The following is a 23,106-nucleotide window of genomic DNA, read 5'->3' on the forward strand; positions in this document are numbered from 1 at the left end:
AGGAGCCGGGTACGTCACCGCGGCCCGGCCGGTGCGACGGAAGGGAACATGCCGCAGATGAGGCTCAGCCCCGAGGTCCGGCGTCGGTGTGCGGACGCTGTTGACCAAGCCGAGGATCGACTGCTCGCCCTGTCGCGCAGCTTGCACGCGGAGCCGGAGACGGCGTTCCGGGAGCATCGCAGCGCGGCCAAGGTGAGCGGTCTGCTGCGCGAGGAGGGCTTCGCGGTGGACGTCGGCGTCGGTGGCCTCGACACCGCCTTCACCGCCCGCTTCGGCGACGGTCCGCTGGTGGTCGGCCTGTGCGCCGAGTACGACGCGTTGCCGGGGCTCGGTCATGCCTGCGGACACAACATCATCGCCGCTTCCTCGGTCGGCGCGGCCCTGGCGTTGCGGGAGGTGGCGGCGGAGCTTGACCTCACGATTGTGGTCATCGGCACGCCCGCCGAGGAAGACGGAGGCGGCAAGATCACTCTGCTGGAGGCCGGGGTCTTCGACGAGGTCTCGATGGCCATGCTGGTCCACCCCGCGCCGGAGGACAACTGCACCCCGCGCCCGCTGGCACTGGTCGAGTTGGAGGTCACCTACACCGGGCGGGAGTCCCACTCCGCGCTCGCGCCGCAGCTGGGCGTCAACGCCGCGGACGCGTTGACCATCGCCGAGGTCGCCGTGGGCGTCGGGCGCCAGCACTTCGAGCCGCGCCAACAGGTGCACGGCATCGTTACCTGCGGCGGTGACGTGCCGAACGTGGTCCCGGCGCACACCCGTGCCCGCTACAACCTCCGGGCGGCCGACATGGAGTCCCTGAGCCGGCTCGAGTCGCGGATCCGGGCCTGCTTCGCCGCGGGCGCCGTCGGTAGCGGCTGCACCCACGAGGTCAGCGCCACCCCCGCCTACGCGGAACTGGTGCACGACCCTTTCCTGTCCGAGGCCTACCGGTCGGCGGCGACCGAGCTGGGCCGCCCGCTGGTCTCCCGCGAGCAGGAGCGGGAGCTGCCCACCGGCAGCACCGACATGGGCAACGTGAGTCGCGCCCTGCCCAGCCTGCACCCGAGCATCGGGATCGACAGCGGCGACGCCGTGAACCACCAGCCCGAGTTCGCGGCCGCCTGTGTGGCCCCCGGTGCTGATCGGGCGTTGCTGCAGGGCGCCGTCGCGCTGGCCTGGACCGCCGCCCAGGCCGCCCAGGACCCCTCGGCCCGGCAGCGGCTGTTGGACCTGCACCGGGCGCGGGGCACGTTGACGGCGAGTCCACAGTAGTGGCGGGCACCCACGAGCGGCTCGGCTTCGACTCATGGCAGTCGCACCACGGTGTCACCCGCGCCGGTCTCGACCCGGACCGCGGTGATCTCGGGGCCCGCGTCGTCGTGGACCGTTACCGCGAGCCCCGCCAGGCCGGGCCATTGTGGCGCCCAGTCTCGTTCCCGCGCCGGGCCGGTCGCCAGACCCGCGAGGGCGGTCGGCCGTACCCGGTGTCCGGCTGCCCGCAGGTCACCTGCCACCCGGTCCGCCCGGTCCGCGGGATTGCCGTAGCTTAGGAAGAACGGCAGCACCCGGCTTTGCCAGGACAGGTCGAATGCGGCTTCCGCCCACGGCACCCGCTGGCCGTCGGCGCGTACCGACTCGCCCCGCAGCAGGCCGGGGTCGGTGCCGGTGACCTGTTCCACCCGCTGCGCGGTGGCGGCGATGTCGTCGGTGAGGACCGCCCAGTTGAGGAAGGTCGGCCCGTCCGCGGTCCGCTCCAGGAAGGCCCGGCCGAAGTCAGTGCTGCCCAGTTCCCGCTCGTTGTCGGTGACGAGAAGCTCCAGATACTGGACATCGGGGGTGTCGAACGGCACGATCCAGCTCGCGGTGCCGTCCGGGTTGGGGCTGCCGTCGGTGATCCCGAAGCCGTGCCGCTCCCACAGCAACTCCCGGAGCGGGGCGATCGTGCGGGCGCCGAGAATCACGTGATCGATGCGCATCACGCGGTACCTTCCTGTGCGTGCGTCGGGCACATGCGGTACGGCAGGGCGTCCCAGTCGTCGCCGAGCAGCCCGGCCGCCATCCCCTTCGCGGTGGTACGGGCCGAGAGCAGCCCGTGGCCGGCATGTCCGGCCGAGATGAAGATCCGGTCCTGACCCGGCAGCGCCCCGGCCAACGGCCGACCTGTGTCGGAGACCGGCCGTAGCCCCGCCCGTAGCTCCAGCGGGACGGAGGCGGCGAGGCCGGGCATCGCAGCGGTGGCGAACCGCAGCAGTGCGCCGACGCCCTGCGCGGTGACGTGGTCGGCGAAACCGGCGTCCTCCTCGGTGGCGCCAACGAGGATGTCACCGTTGACCCCCGGGGCCAGGTAGTAGGCGGAGGAGAGGATGCTGGTCAGCTTCTCGTCGGTGCGCAGCACCACCATCTGACCGCGCTGCGGCCGGATCCCGGTGGACTCGGCCAGCCCGGTGCCGGAGCTCCACGCGCCAGCGGCGATCACCACCCGGTCGGCGTGCAGTGTCTCCTGGTCCGTACGAAGCACCACCCGGTGCCCGTCCTCGCGTACCTCGCGTACCCGGCAGTCCTGCCGCCAGGTGACCCCCTGCTCTCGGCAACGGCCGCGGACCGCGGCCAGATACCGCCGTCCGTCGATCATGAGCCCGCCCTCGGTGTGCAGGTAGTGTCGGCTGGTGGGGAGCTTCAGGCCGGTCGCGACAGCGGCGAGGTCGTCCCCGCTGACCTGAGTCCCGGCCCCCGCTGCCGTCAACAGGTGGCCGTAGGTGTCGATGTCCTGCTCGCGCAGGGCGCGCAGAATCGGCCGCACCACGCTGAAGGCGCCGAACTCCGGCTCCAGGCGGGCAACGTCAGCGTCCAGATCCCGCTTCGCGCTCCGCAACCAGGAGTAGAACTCGTGGTCGTCCAGGTAGCGAAGGGAGGGCACCGCCACCCCGGCGGCGCGATGGGTGGCGTGTCCGGGCTCGGCGCCGGCGTCCAGCACCAGGACCGAGGCGCCCTGGCTGCTCAACTCCTCCGCCAGGCACGCACCGACTATTCCGCCGCCGACGATGGCGACGTCAGGAGTTGACGGTAACGACTGCATGTCCGGCACCTTCCAGTTCGGTTGCGCTGGCGAGTACCAGCGAGCGGGTGGTTACGTCGCTGTCGCCGTAGACAGCCGTTCGGGGCCCCGTCAGACCGCGGGCATGACGGAGTAGGTGGATGGGCTTGCCGTGCAGCACGACCACGAAGCTCTCCTCCGGGCGGTCGACCGGGCGAGCTACACAGTGGACTCGAATAGTGCCGTCGCTGTGGTAGCGCTGGAGCCCTTCGACACACCACTGCAGCTCGATGGCGTTCGGCGGTGTTACCGCATCGGGCCCGTCGAGCTCGAGCCGGACGATCGGGGGCGGACCACAGGCGGCGGTGTCGTGATCCCAGACCGCCCGGCCCAGCGGCACACCGTCGCGCCACCGCCCGGGGGGACAGATGCGGCCGGCGTCCACCAGGGTGCTGGCCTCGGCGGGTTCACCCAGGTCGTCCCGGTCGTACCCGGACGGCACCACGGGGAGATCCCGGATGGTCAGCGCGGGCAGCACCCGGCGCCCGGCGAGTTGCGCCGCGCTCCGCCGGCCCTTGCGCGAGGAGAGGGAGAACGCGGTGCCGGCGACGAGTACGGCCGCGGGCGCCGGGCGCAGGATGAGCGGGCGATCCCGCCACCCCGCCGGCGGTTCGGCGGCGGGCGGGCGCGCCAGCACCGCCAGGTCCTGCCCCGCGACGGCCGACACCAATTCGAGTGGTGTGCCGTGACCGGCGGTGCCGAGTACGACGGGCCCACCCGCGGTCTCGACCCGGACCAGCAGGTCGCTGCGGTCCGACACCGGCAGGTCGGCACCGGCTCGCCACTCGTGGATCGTGGCGACCGCGCTCTGCAGCCCGTCGAGGGCGCCACCGATCCGGGCGGTGGCGTCGGTGAGCAGCAGCGCTACGTTCTTGGCTGCCGCGTCGGCCGCGGACCCGCCCACCCGCTCCGAGCCGAGCACCCGTCCGGAGGCGTCCCGGCGTAGCTGCACGAGGTCCAGCGACACGGTCAGTCGGGGGCCGGCGGAGGTGGGGACGAGTAGCCCGGAGGCGCGCAACCGAAGCTCAGGCATGGCGCACCGCCCGGATCCCGACCGATCCTGCGGGGAGCCGGAGGCCCGCGTTGGCGAAGGACACCAGGACCGGATACTGCCCAAGCTTGCCGCAGCCGCCGGTGGCGCGGAGGTACCCCCTGACCCGGTGTGCGTGGGGGCGTAGGCGCGCCAGCACCCGCGCCCCGTCGCCGACGATGCGCAGGGGGCCGAGCCGGGCGGTGGTGCCGTCGGCCCGGTGCAGTACGGAGATCGGCGCGTGGAAGACGAACGCGCCCGAGGCGATGTTCATCATCTCCAGCCGCAGGCCGCGGGGAGCGATCCAGTCTCCGGCCGGCTCTTCGACCTCGACGCCGGGCTCCAGCACCGCCGCGGTGTGCGTCATTCGTGGGATCGCCGGGTGTCGGTAGTTCTGTCGGCGTCCGTGGCCGGTTCTGGTGGTGTGCAGGAGCTGGGCCAGGGCGAGGTCGTTCATCGGCCGACCAACCACGCCCCGGTCGATCAGGCGGGTGGTCACGGAGTCGGCTCCCTCGTCGTCGAAGGCGCTCCGATAGCCGGCGCCGGCGAGGTGGCCGCCGTCGAGGATGGACAGCCAGGGTGGGGCAACCCGTTGTCCGAGCTGCTGGCCCAGGTAGCTGGTGCCGGAGGCGACGACGTCGGCCTCCATCGGGTGCCCGACGAGCTCGTGGAAGAACGCCCCGGCGAACCCCGGCAGCAGGACGAGGTCGGCGTCCGCGGGTAGCTCCTCGGCCAGCGGCAGAGCGAGTCGGCCACGCATCTGGCTGGCCATCTGCCGCGCCGCCAGCACCAGCGTGCGGGGATCGTCGGTCGGGTTCCACCGAACTGACTGCGTGTGCCGGGTGCCGTCGTCGCCGGTCAGGGTGAGCAGCAGCGTCGCGACGAAGCGGTGGGTGGAGCGGACCTGGTCCGGGTCTCCGGCGGCGACGTGCTGCTCCGCGACACCGAGAACGAGTTCGGCGCCGGTCTCGGCGGCGATCGCGGTGAGCAGGGCGCGGTGCTGCGCCGTTACCCCGAACACCGGTCGGCCCTGGACCTCGCGCAGGACGTCGGCGGCCGGCGCGGCCAGCCCGGCGCAACCGGTCTCGAGCAGTGCGTCACCGTCGCTGAACCGGTGTTCGGTGCAGCCGTCCCCGAGGTGCCGCTCCACACTCATCCCGCGGGCGGTTGAGCGTTGGGTCGGCAACGAGCCGTCTGGTCGTACGTCAACCCGCAGCCGTAGGGAGTGTTCGCTGAACCAGACCGTCGGCGTCATGCTTGCCCGCCTTCGCCGACGACCTGCATCCGCAGCTCGCTGGTGTAGCGCCGCCCTTCGGCGTCGCGGAGCCACAGCCCTTCCGGTCCCGGTGCCATCCGCTCCACGTCAATCTCGTCACCGCCCCGGGTGATGTGGTTGACCAGATCAGCTGCGAGTGGGGAGGTGAGATCGATCAGGTACGGCTTGCGTTCGTGGGCGCTGCGCCCGAAGAGGAACCGGACGTTGGTGTCCCGGGCCAACCGACGCAGCCCGAGGAACCGGGTGTGCGGCTCCGCCGCCGCCAATGTCTGGGTCGGTACTCGCCAGCGGGCGCGTTGCAGGGTCACCGCCCCCAGTACGACCTCGGGCAGCGCGCCGCCGGTGGCGGTCCGGAAGGTGGGGTGCAGGACCTGCGGGTGCGACAGTGCGGCGATCGGTGCGTACTTGACGAAGTCGCTGAGCGGAACGTACGCGGTGACAACGCGACCGTCCGGGTCCCGGAGGGTGACCGTGTCGGAGGTGATGGAGACCCGGAGGTCTTCGGGTTTGAGTAGGTCCGCTCGGCCCTCGTCGGTCCAGGAGAGCGGACGCATCGCGATCTCCCGGCCGGGGAATCGGTAGTAGCCCTTGTTCCGGCGACCGAGGTCCAGGCCGACCAGATCGTCAGCTCGCCGGGCGACCCATTCGGCGGCGGCGGCGCCGAACCGTCGCGGATCCGGGTGCATGGTGGCGAGCCAGCTGTCCACCAGCAGGTGGTGGTGGGCGCGGGACAACACCAACGGTGCCTCGTCCAGCCCCGCCACGTCCGCCGCCGCGGGGCAGAGGTCGATGACGGCGTACCGCTCGCCGTCGAGGGTGTTGGCCTGGCCGATGAGCTGGGTCAGCTCGGACCGCCACTCCTCACCCGGGTAGCTGGGTGCGTAGGTCGCCTGGTAGGTGCTGGTGGAGTCGGACTGGTCCGCGGCGGCCCGGGTCGCGTACTCGAGGAGGTTCAGGTGGATGTCCTGGCCGTTGCCGGCGAAGCTTTCCCGGACGGCCTCGGCCGCTGCGGCCTGGGTCGCTTGACCGTGCGTGACGCAGGCCTCCAGGAGTGGGGTGAGCTGCTCCTCCCAGCGCCGAATCAGATCGGCTCCGATGGTGAGGGCGAAGGGGGACGCGCACTCCTCGAAGAAGACCGCCCGGTCGGCGTACGCGGCACCCGCACCCCGGCGGGCCGGTTTGCCGGTGATCTCGGTGAACCGGGTCTCCAGCGCGGCTACCGTTGTGATCTTGCGGTCCAGTGGCTGTTCCCCCAGCTCGGCCAGGAGCACGGCGAGATCGCCGAGCCGGGCGAGCCAGTGCTCTCGGGCGGGTGTGGCCGGCAGCGCGGCGAGTTGTTCGCGCAGGGTCGTGAGGGGGTCCAGGTCGTAGTCGCCGCCGCCGAGTCCGATCGTGAGGTGCTCGGTCGCCACCAGCTTCATCAGCGTCCGCACCACCTCGGCGGCGGGGCGGCCGGATTGGTGGATCAGCTGTCGCACGGTGGTGCCGCCGGCGAGCACCCGGGCCAGGATCGGCTCACCCGGGTCGGTGCCGCGGCCGGTCCGGTGGAAGCGCAGGTGCGGCAGGATCGCGGAGTCCCGGGCGATGGCCAACGCCAGGGACCGGGCCGCCCAGTGGGACAGAAATACCCGGCGCGTACGGGGAACGTCTCGGCGGAGCTGGGCGCCGTCTCCGGGGCCCATCGTGCCGTACGCCATCGGGCCGAAGAAGCTGACGGTTTCGTTCTTGGCGCAGAACCGTTGCACGTAGGTGTACATCTGTCGGCGTACCCGCCGCCAGCGTGAGTTCAGTGCACCCTGGTACGCCAAGAATGGTTGCAGCATGTTGCGGTAGGCATCCGGGTTGGACAGGAAGACCGCTTCGGAGACCTGGGACGTTGCCAGCAGGTTCCGGAGTTCTTTGCCGACCTGCTCGTCTGCTTCCCGGTAGGCGCGGACGTACTGGGCCAGTGCCTCCCCCCAGGCATCGATCGCCGCCCGCCAGTCCGCCCCGGCGGACCGGGGGAGCTGATCGATTCGGCCGTGCAGCACGTCGGCCCGAATCCCGGCGGCGCGATCGCCGGTGAAGTGCGTCGCCACGCTGGCCAGAAGGACGTCCTCCCGTCGGACCACCTCGTCGGCCAGCTCCAACAGGTCGCCGGGGGCGCCAAGCTCCTCCAGCCAGTCGAACGGCATTCCCGCGTGGCGCACGATGAACTCGCCGCCAATGCGCCAGTTTCTTGTCATTGTGGACTCCGGATTGCCCCGGCCCGGACCAGCTGACCGGACAGTTTTGTACGGACCGTGTCACTGAGGTGCTGCCAGACGGCAACCTCGCCGTTCGCCAACCGCCGTACGACCGGCGTCAGTCTCGGGTGCAGCCGAAAAGCGCTACCCGTGCGCAGGTTCACCACGAAGGATCCGGGTCCGCGCCCATCCGGCCCCGTCCCGCTGGCCTCGACGACCGCGGCGGCGGGTTCCCACGTGGCGGGCGGCTGGATCCCGGGAGCGAGCGCGCAGCAGGCGAGCCGACCGGGATACAGCTCGGTTGCGGCGCCGAACTCGGCGGTCAGCGTGCTGGTGATGCGCTGCCGGTCGGCGTCGTCGAGCGACCCCGGCCCGTGAAAACGATCCCAGCGGGGGAGATCGTGCCGCGGCGCGTCCTGTCGGGTCAGCGGCACCCCACCCCACGTTGTCGCTCCGCGCGAACCGCGCCGGCTGGCCAGCCGGAACGGGCTCAGTCCCGCCAACCGGGGGCCAGGTCCGGAGCGCAGCCGCCGGGCGGCGGTCGTGGTCGCGTCGGCGTCCAGCCCGGGGGCACCGACCAGTAACTCGACGGCCAGCCGGTCGTCGCCGACGAGCCGGCGTACCGTCTCCAGGTCGGTGTCGACGCCACTCACCCCCGTCACCGCCGACCAGGTGGAGAAACGGGCCACGGTCAGCGCCACCCCGCGGCAGTCCCGCCACGCTCGGGCCGGCAGCAGCACGGCCTGCTCGGGAGCGAGCCAACCCGCCCAGGGCTGACCGGGCTGCCACTGGTGGGCGTCGCGTACCCAGCGGATCTCCTCGCCCGCCGGGGACCACTCTCGCCGTAGGCGCCAGGACGGCGTCCAGTCATCGATCTCGGCGCCGGCGAACGGTGCGAGCGCGCGCAGGGCCTTCCGGTGCGCGGCGGCGAACCGCCCACAGAGGGTGACCCGGTGTGTCCCCAGCGCCCCCGCCACCGCGGCGGCCGCCGGAAGCTGCTGGTCCGTCTCGACCAGCAGGTGCACCCGAGCGCCCGGTGCCCAGGTTCGGGCCCGGTCGGCCTCCGGCGCGAACAGGGCCGTCCCGGTCGCGGCGGACACCACGTCGGCGCCCGACTCGGTGGTTCCGCTGACCAACTCGACATCGTCCACGGCCAACCGGATCGTCGGATCTGCTTCGGCGGTCAGCCGCAGGGCCAGACCCATCGCCCGGAGCCGGCCCCAGTCGTAGCGCCCGCGCTTCAGGATCGTCGCGGCGGCCGCGGCGAAGAGCGCCTTGGTGGCCGCCTCGGCGGTGGCCACACCGGGCGTCGGCCGCGCCGCGGACTCGGCCAACACGCGCAGGCCCACCGGAGCGCAGAGCCGGTCGAGGAATTCGGCGTTGGCGTCGAACAACTCGTCTCCGGGCCCGAGGACCGGCTCGAGGCTCAGGTCGTGCAGAGGCGGCAGGATCACCCGGCGCATCACTGTCCACCACCCCGCAGGTAGACGCAGCGCAGCTCCGAGGCGAACCGCAGCTCACCGTCACGAAGCCAGGCGTCGGTCGGCGCGGGCAGGGCCTCGGTGATGGCGAGCTGGTCGGCGGTGGCCGCCAGCCGTGCCATCCCCTTCAGCAGGTCGGGACTCGCGGTGTCGACATACACCGGCTTGCGCTCGGCGGGCGACTTGACGAAGAAGCGGTTCGGCAGGGCGCGTTCGGTGGCCAGTCGGGCGGCACCGAGCAGCAGGTCCAGGTCCCGCTGGCCGCGGAGCAACGTCTGTACCTCGGCGCTCGACACCAGCCAGCGGCGCCGGGAGAAGACCGCGTTGCCCCAGCGCAGTCGCGGCAGGTACGGCAGCGTCGGGAGGACGGCGCGACGAATGCGGGGCAGCGCGAGCGCGGTGTGCACCGCGGTGTCGAGCTCGCCGTTGTGCAACAGCAGACTCCGCCCAGGGAAGCTGGCGCCCCGGAGCACCACCTGCTCCCCGTCACTGTCGAGCCAGAGTTCGTCCAGGCCGATCCGGTCTCGACCCGCCGTGGCGGAGCCACCCAGTTCGAGTACGACCCCGGGGAACTCCAGCGGCGGTAGCCCGGTCGTCCGCCGGGAGATCACGTTGACGGCTAGCTGGTCGCCGAGGGCCCGCCGCACCGCGGCGTCACGCTCGGCCAGCAGCGTCGCCGCCGCCGGATGAAACTGAAGGGCCCACGGGGTGAGCAGCGCCGCGTCGTGGATGTCGCCGAGCACCAACGGAGTCGTACTCGGGTCGTAGTCGGCGAGGTTGGCCGTGCCGATCAGGACGTCAATGGAGCACAGAACTGGTGCGGTGGGAGCGGGCACGGTGGGCAGCAGCCCGGCGACGTCGATCTCACCCGTCTCCGGTCCGGCTTCGCCGACGACGCGGGCCAGCTCCGTGCTGAGCTGACCGCCGTATTCGATGGACATGTCCGCGCAGGCGCTCAGCGCTCGTAGTAGCGGAGTGCGGCCCGGGCCGAGCCGCCGTGCCACGGCCCGGTTGGTCTGCACCCGGGTCAGCTCCGCCTCATGCGCGAGCAGGTCCAGGACGGGGGCGGCCGCCGCCCGCAGATCGTGGGCGAGCCGCCCACGGAGCTCCAGCTGGGCAGTCCCCACCGCGGCCTCGTGGATGATCACCCGGTCGTTGTAGAAGCGGCTGCGGTTCGTCGGCCCATCGGTGGGGAGCAGGGCCTCCACCTCGGCCTGAATGCCCAGCTTGCGCTCCGGCGAGGTCCAGGGGTAGCTGTCGAGGAGGTCGAGCACCTTGACCAGCAGCGACCGGACAGCCGCCGCGCGGCTGGCGATCTCGACACCGGCCTCGTCGATCCGCTCGAGGGTCCAGCGCAACGGATCCACCGTCGTCGCCGGCGGGCACCAGGAGTGCGTCAGCACTCCCTTGGCGACGGCCGTGCGGAACAGCCCCACCGTACCGGCTACCTCGCCGCCGGCGGCCGCGGCGAGCTCAGCGATCGTGCGGTCGCCGTCCACCGCCCGGATCAACTCGGCCGACGGGTCGTCTCGGCGCGGTGGACGGGCCGTGGTCTTGCGGAGGGGAACCAGGTGCGTCACCAGCGAGTCATCGCCGATGATCATCGCTTGGACGGCGTCGTTGACCCGGGCGGCGCAGTGCGCCTGGCGAACCCGGATCTCCCGGTGGCCCGCCCAGGACAGCGTCGTTGGAGCGTCCGAGGCGGTGTCCACCCGGCCATAGTTGATCGGCCCGAAGAAGCTCATCGTCTCGCTCTTCGCGGCCAGGCGCTGCGCGTACGCGGCGAGCTGGCGGCGGATCCTGCCCCCGGTCGCCCCCCGGGCCAGATCCCGGTGGACGGCGGGGGAGGAGCAGACGATGGCATCGTTGATCCGCGGGTCGGTCCGGATCTCCGCCAGCGCGGCGGTTACCGTCGCCGCGTCCGCTGCGACGGTCGGCTCCAGTTGCTCTCGGATCCGCGTCACCTGCTCGGCGAGGTCGTTCCACTCGGCGAGCCAGTCGTGGTCGAAATTGTCCGACGGGGGTAGCGGCCGGACATTGCGTAGTTTGCTCTGCTGGCCTCGGGTCAGGCGTGCCGAAGTACGCATCCGGGCGGCCACCTCGGCGGCCCTTCGTTCCAGGACGGCCAACTCGTCGAGCAGCGCCACGGTCTGTCGATAGGTCAGGGACTCGATCAACTGCCAGGGGAAGCCGGCGCTGCGCAGCACGAGGTGTGGCAACAGCTCCCAGCTGGGGTCGGCCGGGTCGGCACTGGTGGGGACGGTCACGACGAAGCCCTTCTCATAGCGATCCGGAACTCGGCGGTCACGGGTTTGTCGCCGTGGTGTAGCCACAGGGCGTCTGGCGCGGGTCGCATCTCGGCCAGCGAGACCTTTCCGTCGCCGGCCAGGGTCAACGCCAGCAGCGCGTCCACGGCCAGCGGATTGTCGAGGTCAACCCCGACCGGCTTGGGTTCGTGCGCCGCCGAGACGAAGCAGAAGCGGGGCAGTCCGTGCCGGGCGCGTAGGGACTGCACCGCGAGGAACGCGGTGGCAGCATCCCGGACCTCGGCGACGCCGAGGTCAGCGGCGCTGAACCACCAGCGGGCCCGCTGCACGATGACCTCCCCCACGCGAATCCGCGGCGCGAAGTCACCGAATCGGATCAGGGGCAGGGCCACACCCGGTGCGGCGAAGGCCCGGAGGTGGACGTGGTCGTCCTCGCCGGCATAGAGGGTCAACTCACCGTCGGGTGCGTGCAGCCGCGGCACCCCGTCTACCAGGACGGCGGCCAGGTCGGCGAGCGCCACGGTGCGCTTGCGGTCGTCGGTGGCCACGGAGGTGACCTCGACGAAGCGTCCCGGAAACCAGTCGGCGACCAGGCCCTTGTGCCGCCGTCGACGGATCACCGTGGCGAGCTGGTCGGGGCCGCCCCACGGCTCGAGCCCCGCGGTGAAGTCGGCCAGCATCCGCTCCTGGTCGTCGCAGAAGAGCCCCTGCGAACCCCAGGCGAAGACGTAGGGGTGCAGCTCCCCCAGGACCAGCAGGTCGCTACCGTCCGGCTGTCGCTCCAGCATCAGGTCCGGGCTGACGAACCGGTCCCGGCCCGGGGTGGGCGCCAGTGCCGCCAGGGCGGCGGGGGACAACCGGGCCTCCTGCCCGCGCAGACCGGCGCGCACCAGCTCGGTGTAGATCTGGGTGAACTCCCGCACCGGGTCGGAGAGGGCAGTCAGCGCCCCCGCCTCAACTGCTGGTAGCACCCGACGGATCAGCTCGTCATAGGGCAACGAGCCGGTCCCCGACTCGCTGATGACCCTGGCGCACAGCTGCGCGGCGATCTGTTGCTGGAGCTCGCCGTAGCGAGCCGCGACATCCAGCACCGGGGTGAGCTGCTCCTCCCAGCGCCGGGCGACGTCGCCGCCGACCACCACCGGAGACTGGTCACCCTTGGCGTCCAGCGACACCACCAACCGGTCGGCGTACATCTGGCCGCCGGCCCGGCGGGCGTCGGTCGCCGTCAGCGCCGAGAAACCCGCCTCCACCTCGGCCAGTGCGGCCGCCCGGTGGTGGTGCCCGGCAGCGGCGGCGTACCGGTCCGCCAGGGCGGCGAGTTCGCGCAGCCGCGCCGGCCACTCGGTGCCACCGGCGTGCTGCTGGGCGAAGCCCACCAGCCAGTCCAGCGGACGGGCGGTGGTGGACGGCGGCTCGGGCCACAGCCGTACGGCACCGACCTGGCGAAGCCGATCCAGGGCCGCGCGTGCCTCGGTGACCTCGGTCCCGGCGAGGTCCGCGAGGTCCCGTACCGAACGGTGGTCGTTGATGTCGCGCACGAGTCTCCAGTGGGTGCCGGAGAGCCGGATCCGGCGCCCGGCACTGGTCTGGACCGTGCCTGTTCCGGCTTCGGCCTCCGCCCGGCGACGGCAGGCCGGCACCCAGGTCACCGGCAGTTGGTCGCGGACGGCGGGATCGGTGCCGAGGTTGCGGGCCAGCTCGCACACGGCCCAGAACGCGGTCTGCGCCTCCGTGGTCTGGACTCCCGACCCGGTCTCGGGGCCCACCGCGATCCCGTTGGCCGTATGGTCGATCTGTCCGTGCACCAGCGGACCGAAGAAACTGGTTGTTTCGTTCTTCGCGGCCAGGCGCTGGCCGTAGAGGTAGGCGCGGCGGTAGAAAGCGCGGTCCTTGGCCCGGTTTCGGTTTGTCTCGTCACCCCGGGTGGCCCACCCCTGCCGCCAGCGCACGACCTCGCCGTAGAACGAGGGCGAGAGCTGAAGCAACGCGTCGCAGACTCGATCGTTGCCCAGCAGGGCGCGCACCCGGCCCGGTCGGCGCAACGCCTCCTCGGCGAGGACACCGGTCAGCCGTTGGCCCGCCTGCTCCAGCTCGGCCTGCGCCGTGCCGTAGGCCACCGCCGCTGGCACCAGGTCAGGGCTCAGCTGTTCGGGGTTTACCGACAGGCCACGTCCCGCCCGGCTGCGGGCCCGGGACAGCGCCCGCAGCCGCGACCGGTCCGACTGCCGATCGGTCCGGGCGACAGCCCGGGCGATTCCCTCGATCAACTCGGTGCGGCACCGCCCGAACTGTTCCGCCGCCGTGCGGTACTCCGCGGCGCCCGCTCGCGTGGGTTCATCGGCCAAAGCGGTCAACAGCTCGATGTCGAAGCCCGCCCGACGGAGGAGTAGCCGGGGGTAGAGCTGCCAGGGGGTTGGTTGCTCCGTCATCGTCAGTCCTGAAAGTTGATCAGGTCGAAGGGACGGTTGAGCTTGGTGCGGGGCTTCGGCAGGAGCTCGGCGAGCTCCGCTGAGCTGGACATCGCCTTCGCGAGGGCCGTCGCCTCGACCGGGCGGGTCAGGCTCAGTGCCGCATTCGCCACGGTGGCCGGGACATCCGCGCCGGCTCCTCCCGTCATCACCTGTCCGGCCTGGGCGAGGGCGATCCGGTACGGGTCGCCGAGCAGTCGCGCATCCCGCTCGGCCAGCTCGTACTCCGCGACCGCGGCCTCGCGGTCACCCGCGGTGGCGTGCAGCATTCCCAGCTCGAGGCGGACCTCGGTCTGATGGAAGATGTCGTTGAGTCCGGCGGCGTTGGTGAGGGTCGTATCGATCTCCTTGACAGCGGCTTCCCGGTCACCGACCAGCAGCCGCAGCCCGGCGCTGCGATACGAGTGGTGTTTGGCGAAGCCCGCCGTCGAGGAGCCGGTGGCCTGCCGGAACTTGTCCCAGGTCGCCAGCGCGGACGAGTACTTGCCGGCCTTCTCCTGCAGCACACTGATGTTGGAGTACAGATTGATGCGCAGGTGAGCGGAGCTGGCATCGTTGAGGCCCGTGAGGCAGGCGAGCGCTTTCTTCTCATGCTCGAACGCCGGGCCGAGTCGTCGCTCGGCGAAGAGGGTCAGCCCGCGCAGGTTGTGCAGCCAACCCCGCTCCCGGCGGACGCTGTCGGCCTCGTTCGGGCGTTCCCGGACGACCTCGAACCCCTGCTCGACCTCGGCCACCGCCTCGCCCAGGCGGTTCTTGCGCTTGGAGAGGGTGAGCGCGGTGTACAGGTGGGACTGGGCGCGGATCTCCGGAGAGAGTCCGTCGTCGTGCTCGCGCATGGCGCGAAAGGCGGTGACAGCCGCGTCCTGGTCCCCGCGGAAGCCGGCCTGGATGCCGATTACCTTGAGGAGGAAGCCGCGGATATCAGCGGTGCTGCGCAGGATTGTGGTTTCGAATTCGATGGCGTGGACCAGGCTGTCCTCGCGTTCCGCCTTGGCCAGAAGCTCGGGAAGGGCCGGCGTGGGGACCCCGGGCAGGAGCTCGATCGCCTCGGTGGCGACGACCGCCATTCCTTCCCAGTTCGCGGAGAAGAAGGCCCGCCGGCAGTAGGCCATAGCGGCAGCGACCCGGTCGACGGCGGAGCTGTCCTGGTCGCGTGCCCGCTGGTAGAGCTTGCCCTCCTCGGAGGCGGGCGCCACCGCGGTGGCCGCAACCGACGGTAGGTCCAGCACGAGATCGTCGACGGTGCTGGGCAGGTCCATGCGACGGAGGCAGCGAGCCCGCTCGGCGCGATAGTCGGCGTGCGGTCCAAGTGGCGCCCGAACCGACTCCGGGCGATCCAGCAGCAGTGCCGCGCCGGGGTGGACGCGTGCGTGCTCCACGGCCCGCATCAGCCCGCGTAGGGACGACAGGTCGGTGCCGCCGGCGCCGCTGACGAGCAGTGGACGACCCAACTCCGCGGTGCCGGCGCAGAGCGCGGCGGCAGCGACCGAGAGAACTCGGTACACCTGCTCGCTCTCCCGGTGGAGTCGCCGCTCGGAGGCGGCGAGTGCGATCTCGCCCAGTGGTAGCGGGTTGTCCTGTGGCGTGTCGTCGGGGGCCAGCTCCGACCATTCAGCGGCGTGGCGGTGGGGTAGCTCACCAAAGGTGGCACCTGCCGCACGGAGCGCGGCGACACATTCGCGCAGCCCGACATAGGAGCTGGCGGGGCCGGTGTTGATATCCACCCGGACGGCGGCACCGGTGGCCACGGTCACCGGCGCCACTGGATCGCCTCATTCGACGCGAGGGCGAGCGGTGCGATCTTGTTTTCCACCTCGTCGAGGTCGAAGTCGACGTTGTCCAGGTCGTCGAGCCCATCCACGTCGGAGTCGATCGACTGGGCGCCGGTCAGGTGGCTGTTCCCGGACGTGGCTGTCGTGGTGGCAACCGCCGGCGGCAGGTTGTCTAGGGTGCCGTCAGCTACTTCCGCGGTGGCACCGGAGCGCGCGTTGTCCAACATGTCGTACTCCACTTCGGATTGGTTCGGCATTCAGGCAGCGGTGGATCGGGCGAGGGCGAACTCGACGACTTGCTTTCCCATGAGGGACAGCTGGGCGGAGATGTGCGAATCCGTGCTGGTGCCGTCGGAGGCGAACGCGACGTTCTCCGTGTTGACCGCGACGCCGAGCGGCGTCGGCCAGCCCCGGAGGGCGTGTACCACCGCCCGGAGGCTGGTGAGGGTGGTAGCGGCCTGGGACCCGCGAGCGGTGACCAGGCAGCCGATGGCCCGACCATGCAGATAGGGGCGGGGCGCGTCGCTCAGGTCCTCGATGTAGTCGAGGGCATTCTTGACCAGGCCGGAGATACCTCCGTGGTATGCCGGCGTTCCGATCACGATTCCGTCGGCCATCCGTACGGCGTTGATGAGTTGCCGGGCCGCCGCCGTCCGCCGACGCTCGCCGGGCAGGTACAGCGGCAGCTGTAGCGCGGTGGCACCGAGCAGGTGCGTCCGGGCCCCGGCCCGCTCGGCGGCGGACAACACCGCCCGGACTGCCTGCTCGGTGGAGGAGCCGGGGCGCATGGTGCCGCCGATGCCGACGATGAGGGGACCGGTGCGGCTTCGGACCCTGCTCGTACCATTGCTGGTGGTGGTTAGCTGGAGCACCTTCACACCTCTCCTTTGTCGCGCGTGGACTCGAACCTGCGAGCTGTCCGGCGCGATGGGATGTGTTTCGTTCGTCGCCCCCCGTGCGGTTCCCCGATAAGAGCGGGCCCGGGGTGCGCCTGATGCATACGTTTCATGTCGCGAAGGCGACGTATCAGATCGGCGCGCGACGGCCCACTCCGCCGTGGATTGACGGAGGGTGTTCGCAGGGGTTCATCCGGGTAGCCGACGGCCTGCCGGCAGGGCGGGCCCGTTGGCGCGGCCGAGGCCGGGGAGGTCGGTCAGCCGGCGCCGAAGCAGACGAACGATGCGGCGGTGGCGGTGCCGGCATCCAGGCCAGCACCGAATTCCGCCTGTGCGCCGGCGAGGGCGAGACCCGGTGCATCGCCGGTGGCCAGCCGTCGATGCATCTCCACCATCAGCTCCTGCGCCGCGGAGTCCAGCGCCGGCAGGACACTGGCCAGTACCGTCGCCGTTCCCAGCTGGAGCAGTGCGGTCGACAGCCCCATCAGCTCCTCACCCGGGTGCACCGCGGACAGCCCCACGTCGCAGGCGGAGAGGACCACCGTGGCCGGTGCACAGTCGAGCCGCTCCAGGTCGTAGACGGTCAGTGGACCATCGGCGAGGCGTACGTGCGAGAACATGGGGTTGTCGGTGCGGAACCTGCCGTGTGCGGCGAGGTGCGCAAGGGGAGCACCATCCAGCGCCGCGAGCGCTGCCTCAGCGGTCGCGTCGGGGCCGAGGAGCATCTTGACGGGAGCGAGTGTTCCCGCCAGCCGCTGCACCTCTGCTTCGGCATAGGCGAGGCCGGGGCCGGCGACCAGCACAGGGTTCCGCTGGTGGGTCGGAGTGGCCGTCGTAGGGTGGGCGGCCCGACGACGGGCCGACGCGGTGAGCCACTCCGATGCTGAGGGCACCACCGTGACCGGTCGCCCGGCACAGGTCGGTAGCAGTGCCCAGGGCATGGCGTGCAGTGCGCCGACCGGCACCAGGACCAGTCCGCCAGCGCCAAGCCACGGCTGGATCGCGCCGAAGATCAAGTTGTCCAGCTGGTGCACCGCGAATCGGGCTGCGGTCGCTGCCGCCGCCCGGGAGTCATCGGTGCCACGGCTGGTCAGGATACGTCGCAGCGCAAACCGCAGTGCCTGGAGCTCGTCGGTGACGGCGGCGAGCGCACCCAGCGCCCGGGTGCGAAACCGGCCGCCGTGCACCACGACGATGTGTAGCGTCCCGTCAATGTCGATCAGCTCGACCAGCGTCTGGTCGGCCAGCTCGACCGCGACTCGGTCCAGCGATATTCCGCTCGCCGTACCAGACTCGGTGCCGCTGGCCTGCCAGCTGCGGGTCCGGATCCGTTCCTCGATCATCCGCTGTCGACGCAGCAGAGTCGATCCCAACGCGGCGCTCGTGTGGTTGGCCTCGTCAACGGTGCGGCGCAGCTCGGCCAGGTCGGCGGCGAGCCCGGCTTCGTCCGGCGGGCGGGCGGGGGGCAGCCGCAGCGCGGCGGCCCGCCACCGCTCACTCCAGCGTAGGACCGCCCGAGCCTTACCGCCCGCCACCGCGAGTCGAAGGCCGGTGCTGGCCAGATCCAGGGCGTATACCCCGGCCATCACCCGCAGCTCCGTGGCGCCGAGGGCTGCCTGGTAGCGGTCCAGCAAGACCATTCCCGCGTTGAGGGCCCGGCGTGCCCCGGTGGTGTCGCCGGTGGCGATTCGGCGGAGTGCCTCGGCATGCCAGGCGCGGGCCCGGAGCTGGGCCGGTCCGCCACGGCTGGCGGTGCGGATGGCACTCAACTCCCCGGCGATGCCTGCGGCCTTCGGGCACCGCCCGGAGCGAAGCGCCCGGTCGAGGGCGACTCGGGCGGCGTAGAGGCGGGCGTCGAGTGCGGGTATCGGCCAGCTACTCGCCGCCAGCGCACGTGCCACGGAACGGGCCTGTCGCAGGTGCGCCGGGTCCTCCGGCGAGCTGGCCCGCAGCTTGACGTATCGGGACAGTGCCGCCCAGGCCGGTCGGTTCTGTCGACTGAACAGGCGGTAGGCGGCCTGCGCCTGCTTCGAGGCGGTCGGCAGATCGGCCTCGGCAAGCGCGACCTCGGCCAGCATCAGCCGGGCCTGTGCCTCGTAGAGCCCCATTCGGCCTGCCCGGGCCGCGTCCAGGGCGGCCTCGGCCGCCGCGCGTGCCTCCGGCAGTAGTCGGGCCCCCAGCAGCAGTTCGCCTCGATCCATCAGGGCGATCGCCGGGCGGGAGGTCCGGGCGAAGTACTGGTCGGCCAGGTCGTACCAGCGCAGTGCGCCAGGAATATCACCCGCGCGGGACAGTACGAAGCCGAGGTTGTGGCGGACCTGGGCGAGAGCCAGCTCCTGGTCGAGCTCCGCGTAGCCCTGCTCCGCGGCCCGCAGGTCGGCCTCGGCCTGGCGCAGGCTACCCCGGTAGGTGTGCAGCACCCCTCTGTTGGTGAGCGCACGGGCTTGCCACAGCCGGTCCCCGCTCCGTCGGAATGCGGCCAGCGCGTCGGTGTAGCCGGCCATCGCCTCGTCGAAGCGGCCGAGGCGGTCGAGGATCAGTGCCCGCTGCATCTGTAGGCGCGCGGCGGGCAGCCCACGGAGGGTCGGTGACGCGGCGTCGATCTCGCGCAGCGCCTGTTGCGGCTGGCCGGCCTCGGCCAGGACCAGCGCCAGGCTCATCCGGGCTTCGGCCGCGCGGACCGGGAGTTTGGCTGCCTCGGCCACGCGGCGGGCGCGGCGCAGGTGGCGGAGCCCGTGATCTGCGTTGTGTTGCTCCCGCGCGGCGAGACCGAGTGCCCGCAGCGCCACGGTCTCCTGGTCGGGGTCCGCAGCGGCACGGGCAGCGGCGAGCGCGGCATCGGCCAGCTCGGTGGCGCGAGCCGGGTCGGCGGTGACGAGGTGGAGCGCCCTGCATGCTGGACTGCCGTCGGCGCTACCCACACCAAAAATTTTGGCACAGCGGTGAACGACCGAACAGCTGCCCGGTGCAGCTTCCGTTTCGTCCACTCTGGCAATCCCCAGCTCGGGTGGGTATCAGTCAGATTCCTGACTCAACTCGCTGCCCACGACGTGTATCAACGAGCAGCGCACCACTCTCTCCTGTGCGACCGCCTGCTTGCCGGTCCCCGGCAGGTAATGGTGATCGATTCCCCTACCGAAGGAGAGATGGATGCCTCCGTCTTCGGAACGCGTCAACCGATTCGCCGCTCGCCGTCGGGCGCGGCTGGAGCGTCTTCCAAAGCTCGCGCACACCGCTGTCGGCGGTAGCGCCCGGGCGTGGTTCGTCGCCGACGAGCTGTTGGTCGTTGAGGACAACCGCCGGGATGCCGAACGCTATCTCGGCCGTGCTCGGGCCGCGCAGCCCGGCTCCGGCGACGAGGAGCTGCTGCCGGGCCTGCGTCGCTACCGGGCGCCGGGGCTGGACGTGCCGGCTGCGGTCCGCGCGCTGCGGTCGGGCCGCCCGACCGGCAACCAGGTGGTCAGCCCCAACCACGTTTTCCTGTCCAGTCCGTTCAACCACGGAGGTCCGTTCGGGCCACCGGCGCCCACCGCCGCAGCAACGTTGAAGATGCCGGCCGAAACCGATCGAGTTGCGGTGTCCATCGTCGACACCGGGTTCTGGACCGAGACCCCGCTTCCGGCCGGCTACCTCGCCGCAGACGGTGTGGAGGTCGAGACGGAAACCGATGTCGATGAGGATGGGCTGCTCGATGGCGATGTGGGGCACGCCAACTTCATCGGTGGTGTCATCGCGAACCACACGGACCGCGCGGCGTTACGGGTGATTCGGGCATTGAACACATTTGGTTTCTGCACGGAGGATGAGCTGGTTGCCGCACTTGGCCGGCTACACCCGGACACCAAGGTGATCAACCTCTCCCTCGGCGGGTTCACCGCCGACGGGTCCGCACCGCTCGGCGTACGGGCGGCGTTGGAGCAGGCCCTGTCCGGAATCGACCGGGTGGTGGTGGCTGCCGCCGGTAACGAGGGCAACCGCAACGACCCGTTCTGGCCAGCGGCTTTCGCCGGTGCCGGCGAGTCGTGGAGCGAGCAGGTCCTGGCGGTCGCCGCGCACGACGGCAGCAATCTCTGTTCCTGGAGTAACGCCGGACCGTGGGTCAGCGTCGTCGCGCCGGGTGCGGACGTGCGAAGCACGTACATCGACCACGCGCTGTTCCCGGAAGGGTGGGCGCAATGGAGCGGAACGTCGTTCGCCGCGCCACGAGTGGTTGCCGAACTCTCCGCGCGGATCGACTCGGAGGTCGGGGCGGTGACCGCTGCCAACCAGCTGAGGACCGACCTGAGGACGGCCAACCAGCGGTTTGGAGGCCACCTCGGGCTGATCTGATGCGCTCAGGTAGCGCTGTACGATGCATTTCTATGAGCGACGACGACGCGGGTCGGCTGGTGCGTGCTGCTGCCAACGGTGATCAGGCGGCGTGGGAAGCGCTGGTAGATCGGTACGCCCGACTGGTGTACACGGTGGCGCGGGGATTCCGGCTCGACGATGCTGATGTCGCGGACGTTAGCCAGGCGACCTGGTTACGGCTTGTGGAAAATCTGGACAAGTTACGTGACCCTGGATCGGTGGGGGCGTGGCTTGCGACCACCGCGCGTCGAGAGGCCCTTGCCCTGCTGCGCAACCGGTGGGAGGTGCCGTCACCGGAGTTCACCAATTCCGAGCTCATGGACGAGTTACAGCCGGAGCCCTGGCAGCGGCTGGTCGCTGAGGAAACTGATGCGGAGCTGTGGCGTGCGTACCGTCAGTTGCCGATACGCTGTCAGGAGCTACTACGGTTGTTGGTGTTCGAGCCGGTGGGCAGCTATGCGATCGCTGCTGCGGCGCTCTCGGTGCCCATCGGCAGTCTTGGCCCTTCTCGCGCCCGGTGCTTGGCGAGGCTTCGGGCACTGCTGAATCAACCAGCACCGCAGCGACGTACCTAGGGGAGCGTGCGTACGCATGAGTGACGACCGATTAACCACATCAGATGAGGAGCTGCTTGTCCGACTGGGGAGCCTGCTGGCTGAGGTCGACTCGGTTCCGGAGTCGGTACGCACCGCCGCGGTCGCCAGCTACAGCTGGCGCTTGCCCGATTCCGAGCTTGCCCAGTTGGTGGAGAGCATGTCCGGGGTGGCCGAGGTCCGCGGCGACGAGGCGCGGCTGCTGACCTTCCGGGCAGAATCGATCACGATAGAGGTGGAGGTCATCCCCGTTCGTGATCGGCTCCGGATCGTCGGTCAGTTGGTGCCGCCACAGCCGGCTCGGGTGCAGGTAGAGCAGCCGGGCTCGGAGTCGACCGTCGGCACCGACGCGGACGGTCTGGGACGCTTCATGCTGGATGGCACCGCACCGGGACCGGCGCGGTTGGTCTGTACCCCGGCTGACTCCGGTCCGATCTGTACCGAGTGGACGACCTTGTGATCCGAGCGGTCAGACCGTAGCGATGTCGTCACCGTTGACAGCCGGATATGACCCGCGGTTCAGCTGCCGCTGCAGGTCACGGTCGGTGACGTGTTCGGGCCGGCGAGGCTGGCGAGGAAGCCGAACGTGGTCCTACCTCCGGGGGCCACGGTGCCGTTGTACGACACGTTGGTCACCGTTACCGCCGATCCCGAGTTGGTGTGCGTGCCATTCCAGAGCTGGGTTAGTGACTGACCGCTGGGCCAGGTCCAGCTCGCCGTCCATCCGCTCCAGGTGGTGGCGGTGTGGTTCATGACGTCGACCTCCCCCTGGAAGCCGTCCGGCCACGCGTTGATCACCTTGTAGACCGCCATGCAGTCGCCGTTCGGCGGCGGTGTGGTCGGGCTCGGTGGTGCGGTTGTGGGGCTCGGTGGCGGGAGGGTTCCGCCGGGGCCGATGCCGGTCACCTCACCGTTGCCTCCGTCGAAGGTGACGTCCGAGCAGCCGAAGAAGTTCTCCGGACTGTCCGAACGGACCCAGCGGGAGTAGATGAGGTGTCGGCCGTTCTTGTCAGCCGGCAGCGTACCGGTGAAGTAGTAGTGCCCGTCGTTGGTGCCCGGACCGCCCCGCTGGGGTGGGTTGGTGACGGTCAGGAACGGTTGCTCCTCCAGGTCGTTCCAGGCCAGCGGACGGGTTGGGCTCCAGCTGTCCTTGGTGATGTAGAAGTAGAACGTCCCGGGGTGGTGTGCCCAGTTGCTGTAGCGGAATTCCATGCTCTGGCCAGCGGTCAGGTGCGTCAGTGGCCAGTCGTTGCGGGCCAGGTCGTAGCCCAGGAATCCGGAGTTGCCTCCGCTGCACAGCTGGCCGTCGGGAATGAATCCGACGGTACGACCGGCGGCGTCGGAGCGCAGCACGCTGAACCAGTTGTAGAGCGAGTTGGCCCCACTCTGGTCCACCGCCGCCGAGCAGGCGGGGTTGTGCGGTTGGATCTCACCGGTGGGGCTCAGCCCGTCCCGCCAGCAAAGGAAGGTACGGCTGCCGGGGGCCATGGCGGCGCCGTGCGCCGCCGCCGGCTCCGACCTGGTGGTGAGCACCACGACGGCGGCGAGGAGCGTCATGGCCGCGGCGAGGAGCGCGGCTGTTCGGGTTCGATAGGAGGACACGGGAGCTCCTGACTCGCGGGGCGCGCCTACCACCCCGCGCGGGTGACGGGCGCGGGGCGGCACC

General features: G+C 71.0%; 17 protein-coding genes. 4 read left to right on the forward strand and 13 right to left on the reverse strand.

The genetic code is table 11. The features are described 5' to 3' along the window. Window positions 1-48 precede the first annotated feature (48 nt). Entirely contained in the window at window positions 49-1,257 is a 1,209-nt protein-coding gene (locus AC1UKG_RS05145) for a M20 family metallopeptidase (RefSeq protein WP_018814121.1), read from the forward strand. Window positions 1,258-1,289: 32 nt separating this feature from the next. Here AC1UKG_RS05145 and AC1UKG_RS05150 read toward each other — a convergent pair whose 3' ends face one another. From AC1UKG_RS05150 to AC1UKG_RS05205, 12 genes are all read right to left on the reverse strand, one after another. Next, window positions 1,290-1,961, reverse strand: a complete 672-nt coding sequence (locus AC1UKG_RS05150) for a VOC family protein (RefSeq protein WP_018744287.1) — start codon at window positions 1,959-1,961, stop codon at window positions 1,290-1,292. Further along, window positions 1,961-3,061, reverse strand: a complete 1,101-nt coding sequence (locus tag AC1UKG_RS05155; RefSeq protein WP_026271376.1) for an FAD-dependent oxidoreductase — start codon at window positions 3,059-3,061, stop codon at window positions 1,961-1,963. Before AC1UKG_RS05155 ends, AC1UKG_RS05150 begins: the two co-directional genes overlap by 1 nt. Further along, window positions 3,036-4,112 (reverse strand): hypothetical protein, encoded by a 1,077-nt coding sequence (locus tag AC1UKG_RS05160; RefSeq protein WP_018744289.1) that lies wholly within the window; start codon window positions 4,110-4,112, stop codon window positions 3,036-3,038. Before AC1UKG_RS05160 ends, AC1UKG_RS05155 begins: the two co-directional genes overlap by 26 nt. Continuing rightward, window positions 4,105-5,364 carry a metallopeptidase TldD-related protein gene (locus tag AC1UKG_RS05165; protein WP_018744290.1) on the reverse strand — a complete coding sequence of 420 codons (1,260 nt, stop codon included), beginning with the start codon at window positions 5,362-5,364 and terminating at the stop codon, window positions 4,105-4,107. The genes AC1UKG_RS05160 and AC1UKG_RS05165 overlap by 8 nt, the downstream gene beginning before the upstream one ends. After that, window positions 5,361-7,610 carry a lantibiotic dehydratase gene (locus tag AC1UKG_RS05170; RefSeq protein WP_475890876.1) on the reverse strand — a complete coding sequence of 750 codons (2,250 nt, stop codon included), beginning with the start codon at window positions 7,608-7,610 and terminating at the stop codon, window positions 5,361-5,363. The genes AC1UKG_RS05165 and AC1UKG_RS05170 overlap by 4 nt, the downstream gene beginning before the upstream one ends. Then, window positions 7,607-9,076: a hypothetical protein gene (locus AC1UKG_RS05175; RefSeq protein WP_482642723.1), complete on the reverse strand. Its 1,470-nt coding sequence runs from the start codon at window positions 9,074-9,076 to the stop codon at window positions 7,607-7,609. The genes AC1UKG_RS05170 and AC1UKG_RS05175 overlap by 4 nt, the downstream gene beginning before the upstream one ends. Continuing rightward, window positions 9,073-11,358, reverse strand: a complete 2,286-nt coding sequence (locus AC1UKG_RS05180; RefSeq protein ID WP_482642724.1) for a lantibiotic dehydratase — start codon at window positions 11,356-11,358, stop codon at window positions 9,073-9,075. Before AC1UKG_RS05180 ends, AC1UKG_RS05175 begins: the two co-directional genes overlap by 4 nt. Then, window positions 11,355-13,790, reverse strand: coding sequence for a lantibiotic dehydratase (locus AC1UKG_RS05185; RefSeq protein WP_482642725.1), 2,436 nt, complete (start codon window positions 13,788-13,790; stop codon window positions 11,355-11,357). The genes AC1UKG_RS05180 and AC1UKG_RS05185 overlap by 4 nt, the downstream gene beginning before the upstream one ends. 2 nt (window positions 13,791-13,792) lie before the next feature. Further along, a complete protein-coding gene (locus AC1UKG_RS05190) occupies window positions 13,793-15,592 on the reverse strand; it encodes a hypothetical protein (RefSeq protein WP_475890869.1) in 1,800 nt (599 codons plus the stop codon). Next, window positions 15,580-15,840, reverse strand: a complete 261-nt coding sequence (locus AC1UKG_RS05195; protein ID WP_026271378.1) for a lymphostin biosynthesis Trp-donating RiPP — start codon at window positions 15,838-15,840, stop codon at window positions 15,580-15,582. Before AC1UKG_RS05195 ends, AC1UKG_RS05190 begins: the two co-directional genes overlap by 13 nt. A gap of 18 nt (window positions 15,841-15,858) precedes the next feature. Then, on the reverse strand, window positions 15,859-16,479 hold the full coding sequence (locus AC1UKG_RS05200) for an NADPH-dependent FMN reductase (protein ID WP_482642726.1): 621 nt from the start codon (window positions 16,477-16,479) through the stop codon (window positions 15,859-15,861). Window positions 16,480-16,754: 275 nt separating this feature from the next. Further along, the gene (locus AC1UKG_RS05205; RefSeq protein ID WP_018744298.1) at window positions 16,755-19,157 is read right to left on the reverse strand and encodes a CHAT domain-containing protein; all 2,403 of its coding nucleotides are present in this window, start codon (window positions 19,155-19,157) and stop codon (window positions 16,755-16,757) included. 490 nt (window positions 19,158-19,647) lie between these two features. On the opposite strand from AC1UKG_RS05205, the gene AC1UKG_RS05210 reads away from it, so the two are divergent. From AC1UKG_RS05210 to AC1UKG_RS05220, 3 genes are read left to right on the forward strand one after another with little or no spacing between them, the layout of a single operon-like run. Further along, on the forward strand, window positions 19,648-20,826 hold the full coding sequence (locus AC1UKG_RS05210) for a S8/S53 family peptidase (protein ID WP_018744300.1): 1,179 nt from the start codon (window positions 19,648-19,650) through the stop codon (window positions 20,824-20,826). A 32-nt stretch (window positions 20,827-20,858) separates the two neighbouring features. Continuing rightward, window positions 20,859-21,422, forward strand: a complete 564-nt coding sequence (locus AC1UKG_RS05215; protein WP_018744301.1) for an RNA polymerase sigma factor — start codon at window positions 20,859-20,861, stop codon at window positions 21,420-21,422. 16 nt (window positions 21,423-21,438) lie between these two features. Beyond that, a complete protein-coding gene (locus AC1UKG_RS05220) occupies window positions 21,439-21,900 on the forward strand; it encodes a hypothetical protein (protein WP_482642727.1) in 462 nt (153 codons plus the stop codon). Between the two features lie 59 nt (window positions 21,901-21,959). Here AC1UKG_RS05220 and AC1UKG_RS05225 read toward each other — a convergent pair whose 3' ends face one another. Then, complete coding sequence (locus AC1UKG_RS05225; protein WP_050586561.1) at window positions 21,960-22,997, reverse strand: lytic polysaccharide monooxygenase; 1,038 nt, start codon at window positions 22,995-22,997, stop codon at window positions 21,960-21,962. Between the last annotated feature and the right edge of the window lie 109 nt (window positions 22,998-23,106).

This window comes from Salinispora sp. CH2A1_6 (genome assembly GCF_056820975.1).

Excerpts from the sequence above, each read along its gene's own strand:
- AC1UKG_RS05215 (WP_018744301.1), top strand. The coding sequence starts at position 20,859 with ATGAGCGACGACGACGCGGGTCGGCTGGTGCGTGCTGCTGCCAACGGT.
- AC1UKG_RS05210 (WP_018744300.1), top strand. The coding sequence starts at position 19,648 with ATGCCTCCGTCTTCGGAACGCGTCAACCGATTCGCCGCTCGCCGTCGG.
- AC1UKG_RS05150 (WP_018744287.1), bottom strand. The coding sequence starts at position 1,961 with ATGCGCATCGATCACGTGATTCTCGGCGCCCGCACGATCGCCCCGCTC.
- AC1UKG_RS05205 (WP_018744298.1), bottom strand. The coding sequence starts at position 19,157 with ATGAGCCTGGCGCTGGTCCTGGCCGAGGCCGGCCAGCCGCAACAGGCG.
- AC1UKG_RS05165 (WP_018744290.1), bottom strand. The coding sequence starts at position 5,364 with ATGACGCCGACGGTCTGGTTCAGCGAACACTCCCTACGGCTGCGGGTT.
- AC1UKG_RS05225 (WP_050586561.1), bottom strand. The coding sequence starts at position 22,997 with ATGACGCTCCTCGCCGCCGTCGTGGTGCTCACCACCAGGTCGGAGCCG.
- AC1UKG_RS05220 (WP_482642727.1), top strand. The coding sequence starts at position 21,439 with ATGAGTGACGACCGATTAACCACATCAGATGAGGAGCTGCTTGTCCGA.
- AC1UKG_RS05160 (WP_018744289.1), bottom strand. The coding sequence starts at position 4,112 with ATGCCTGAGCTTCGGTTGCGCGCCTCCGGGCTACTCGTCCCCACCTCC.
- AC1UKG_RS05170 (WP_475890876.1), bottom strand. The coding sequence starts at position 7,610 with ATGACAAGAAACTGGCGCATTGGCGGCGAGTTCATCGTGCGCCACGCG.
- AC1UKG_RS05155 (WP_026271376.1), bottom strand. The coding sequence starts at position 3,061 with ATGCAGTCGTTACCGTCAACTCCTGACGTCGCCATCGTCGGCGGCGGA.
- AC1UKG_RS05145 (WP_018814121.1), top strand. The coding sequence starts at position 49 with ATGCCGCAGATGAGGCTCAGCCCCGAGGTCCGGCGTCGGTGTGCGGAC.
- AC1UKG_RS05185 (WP_482642725.1), bottom strand. The coding sequence starts at position 13,790 with ATGACGGAGCAACCAACCCCCTGGCAGCTCTACCCCCGGCTACTCCTC.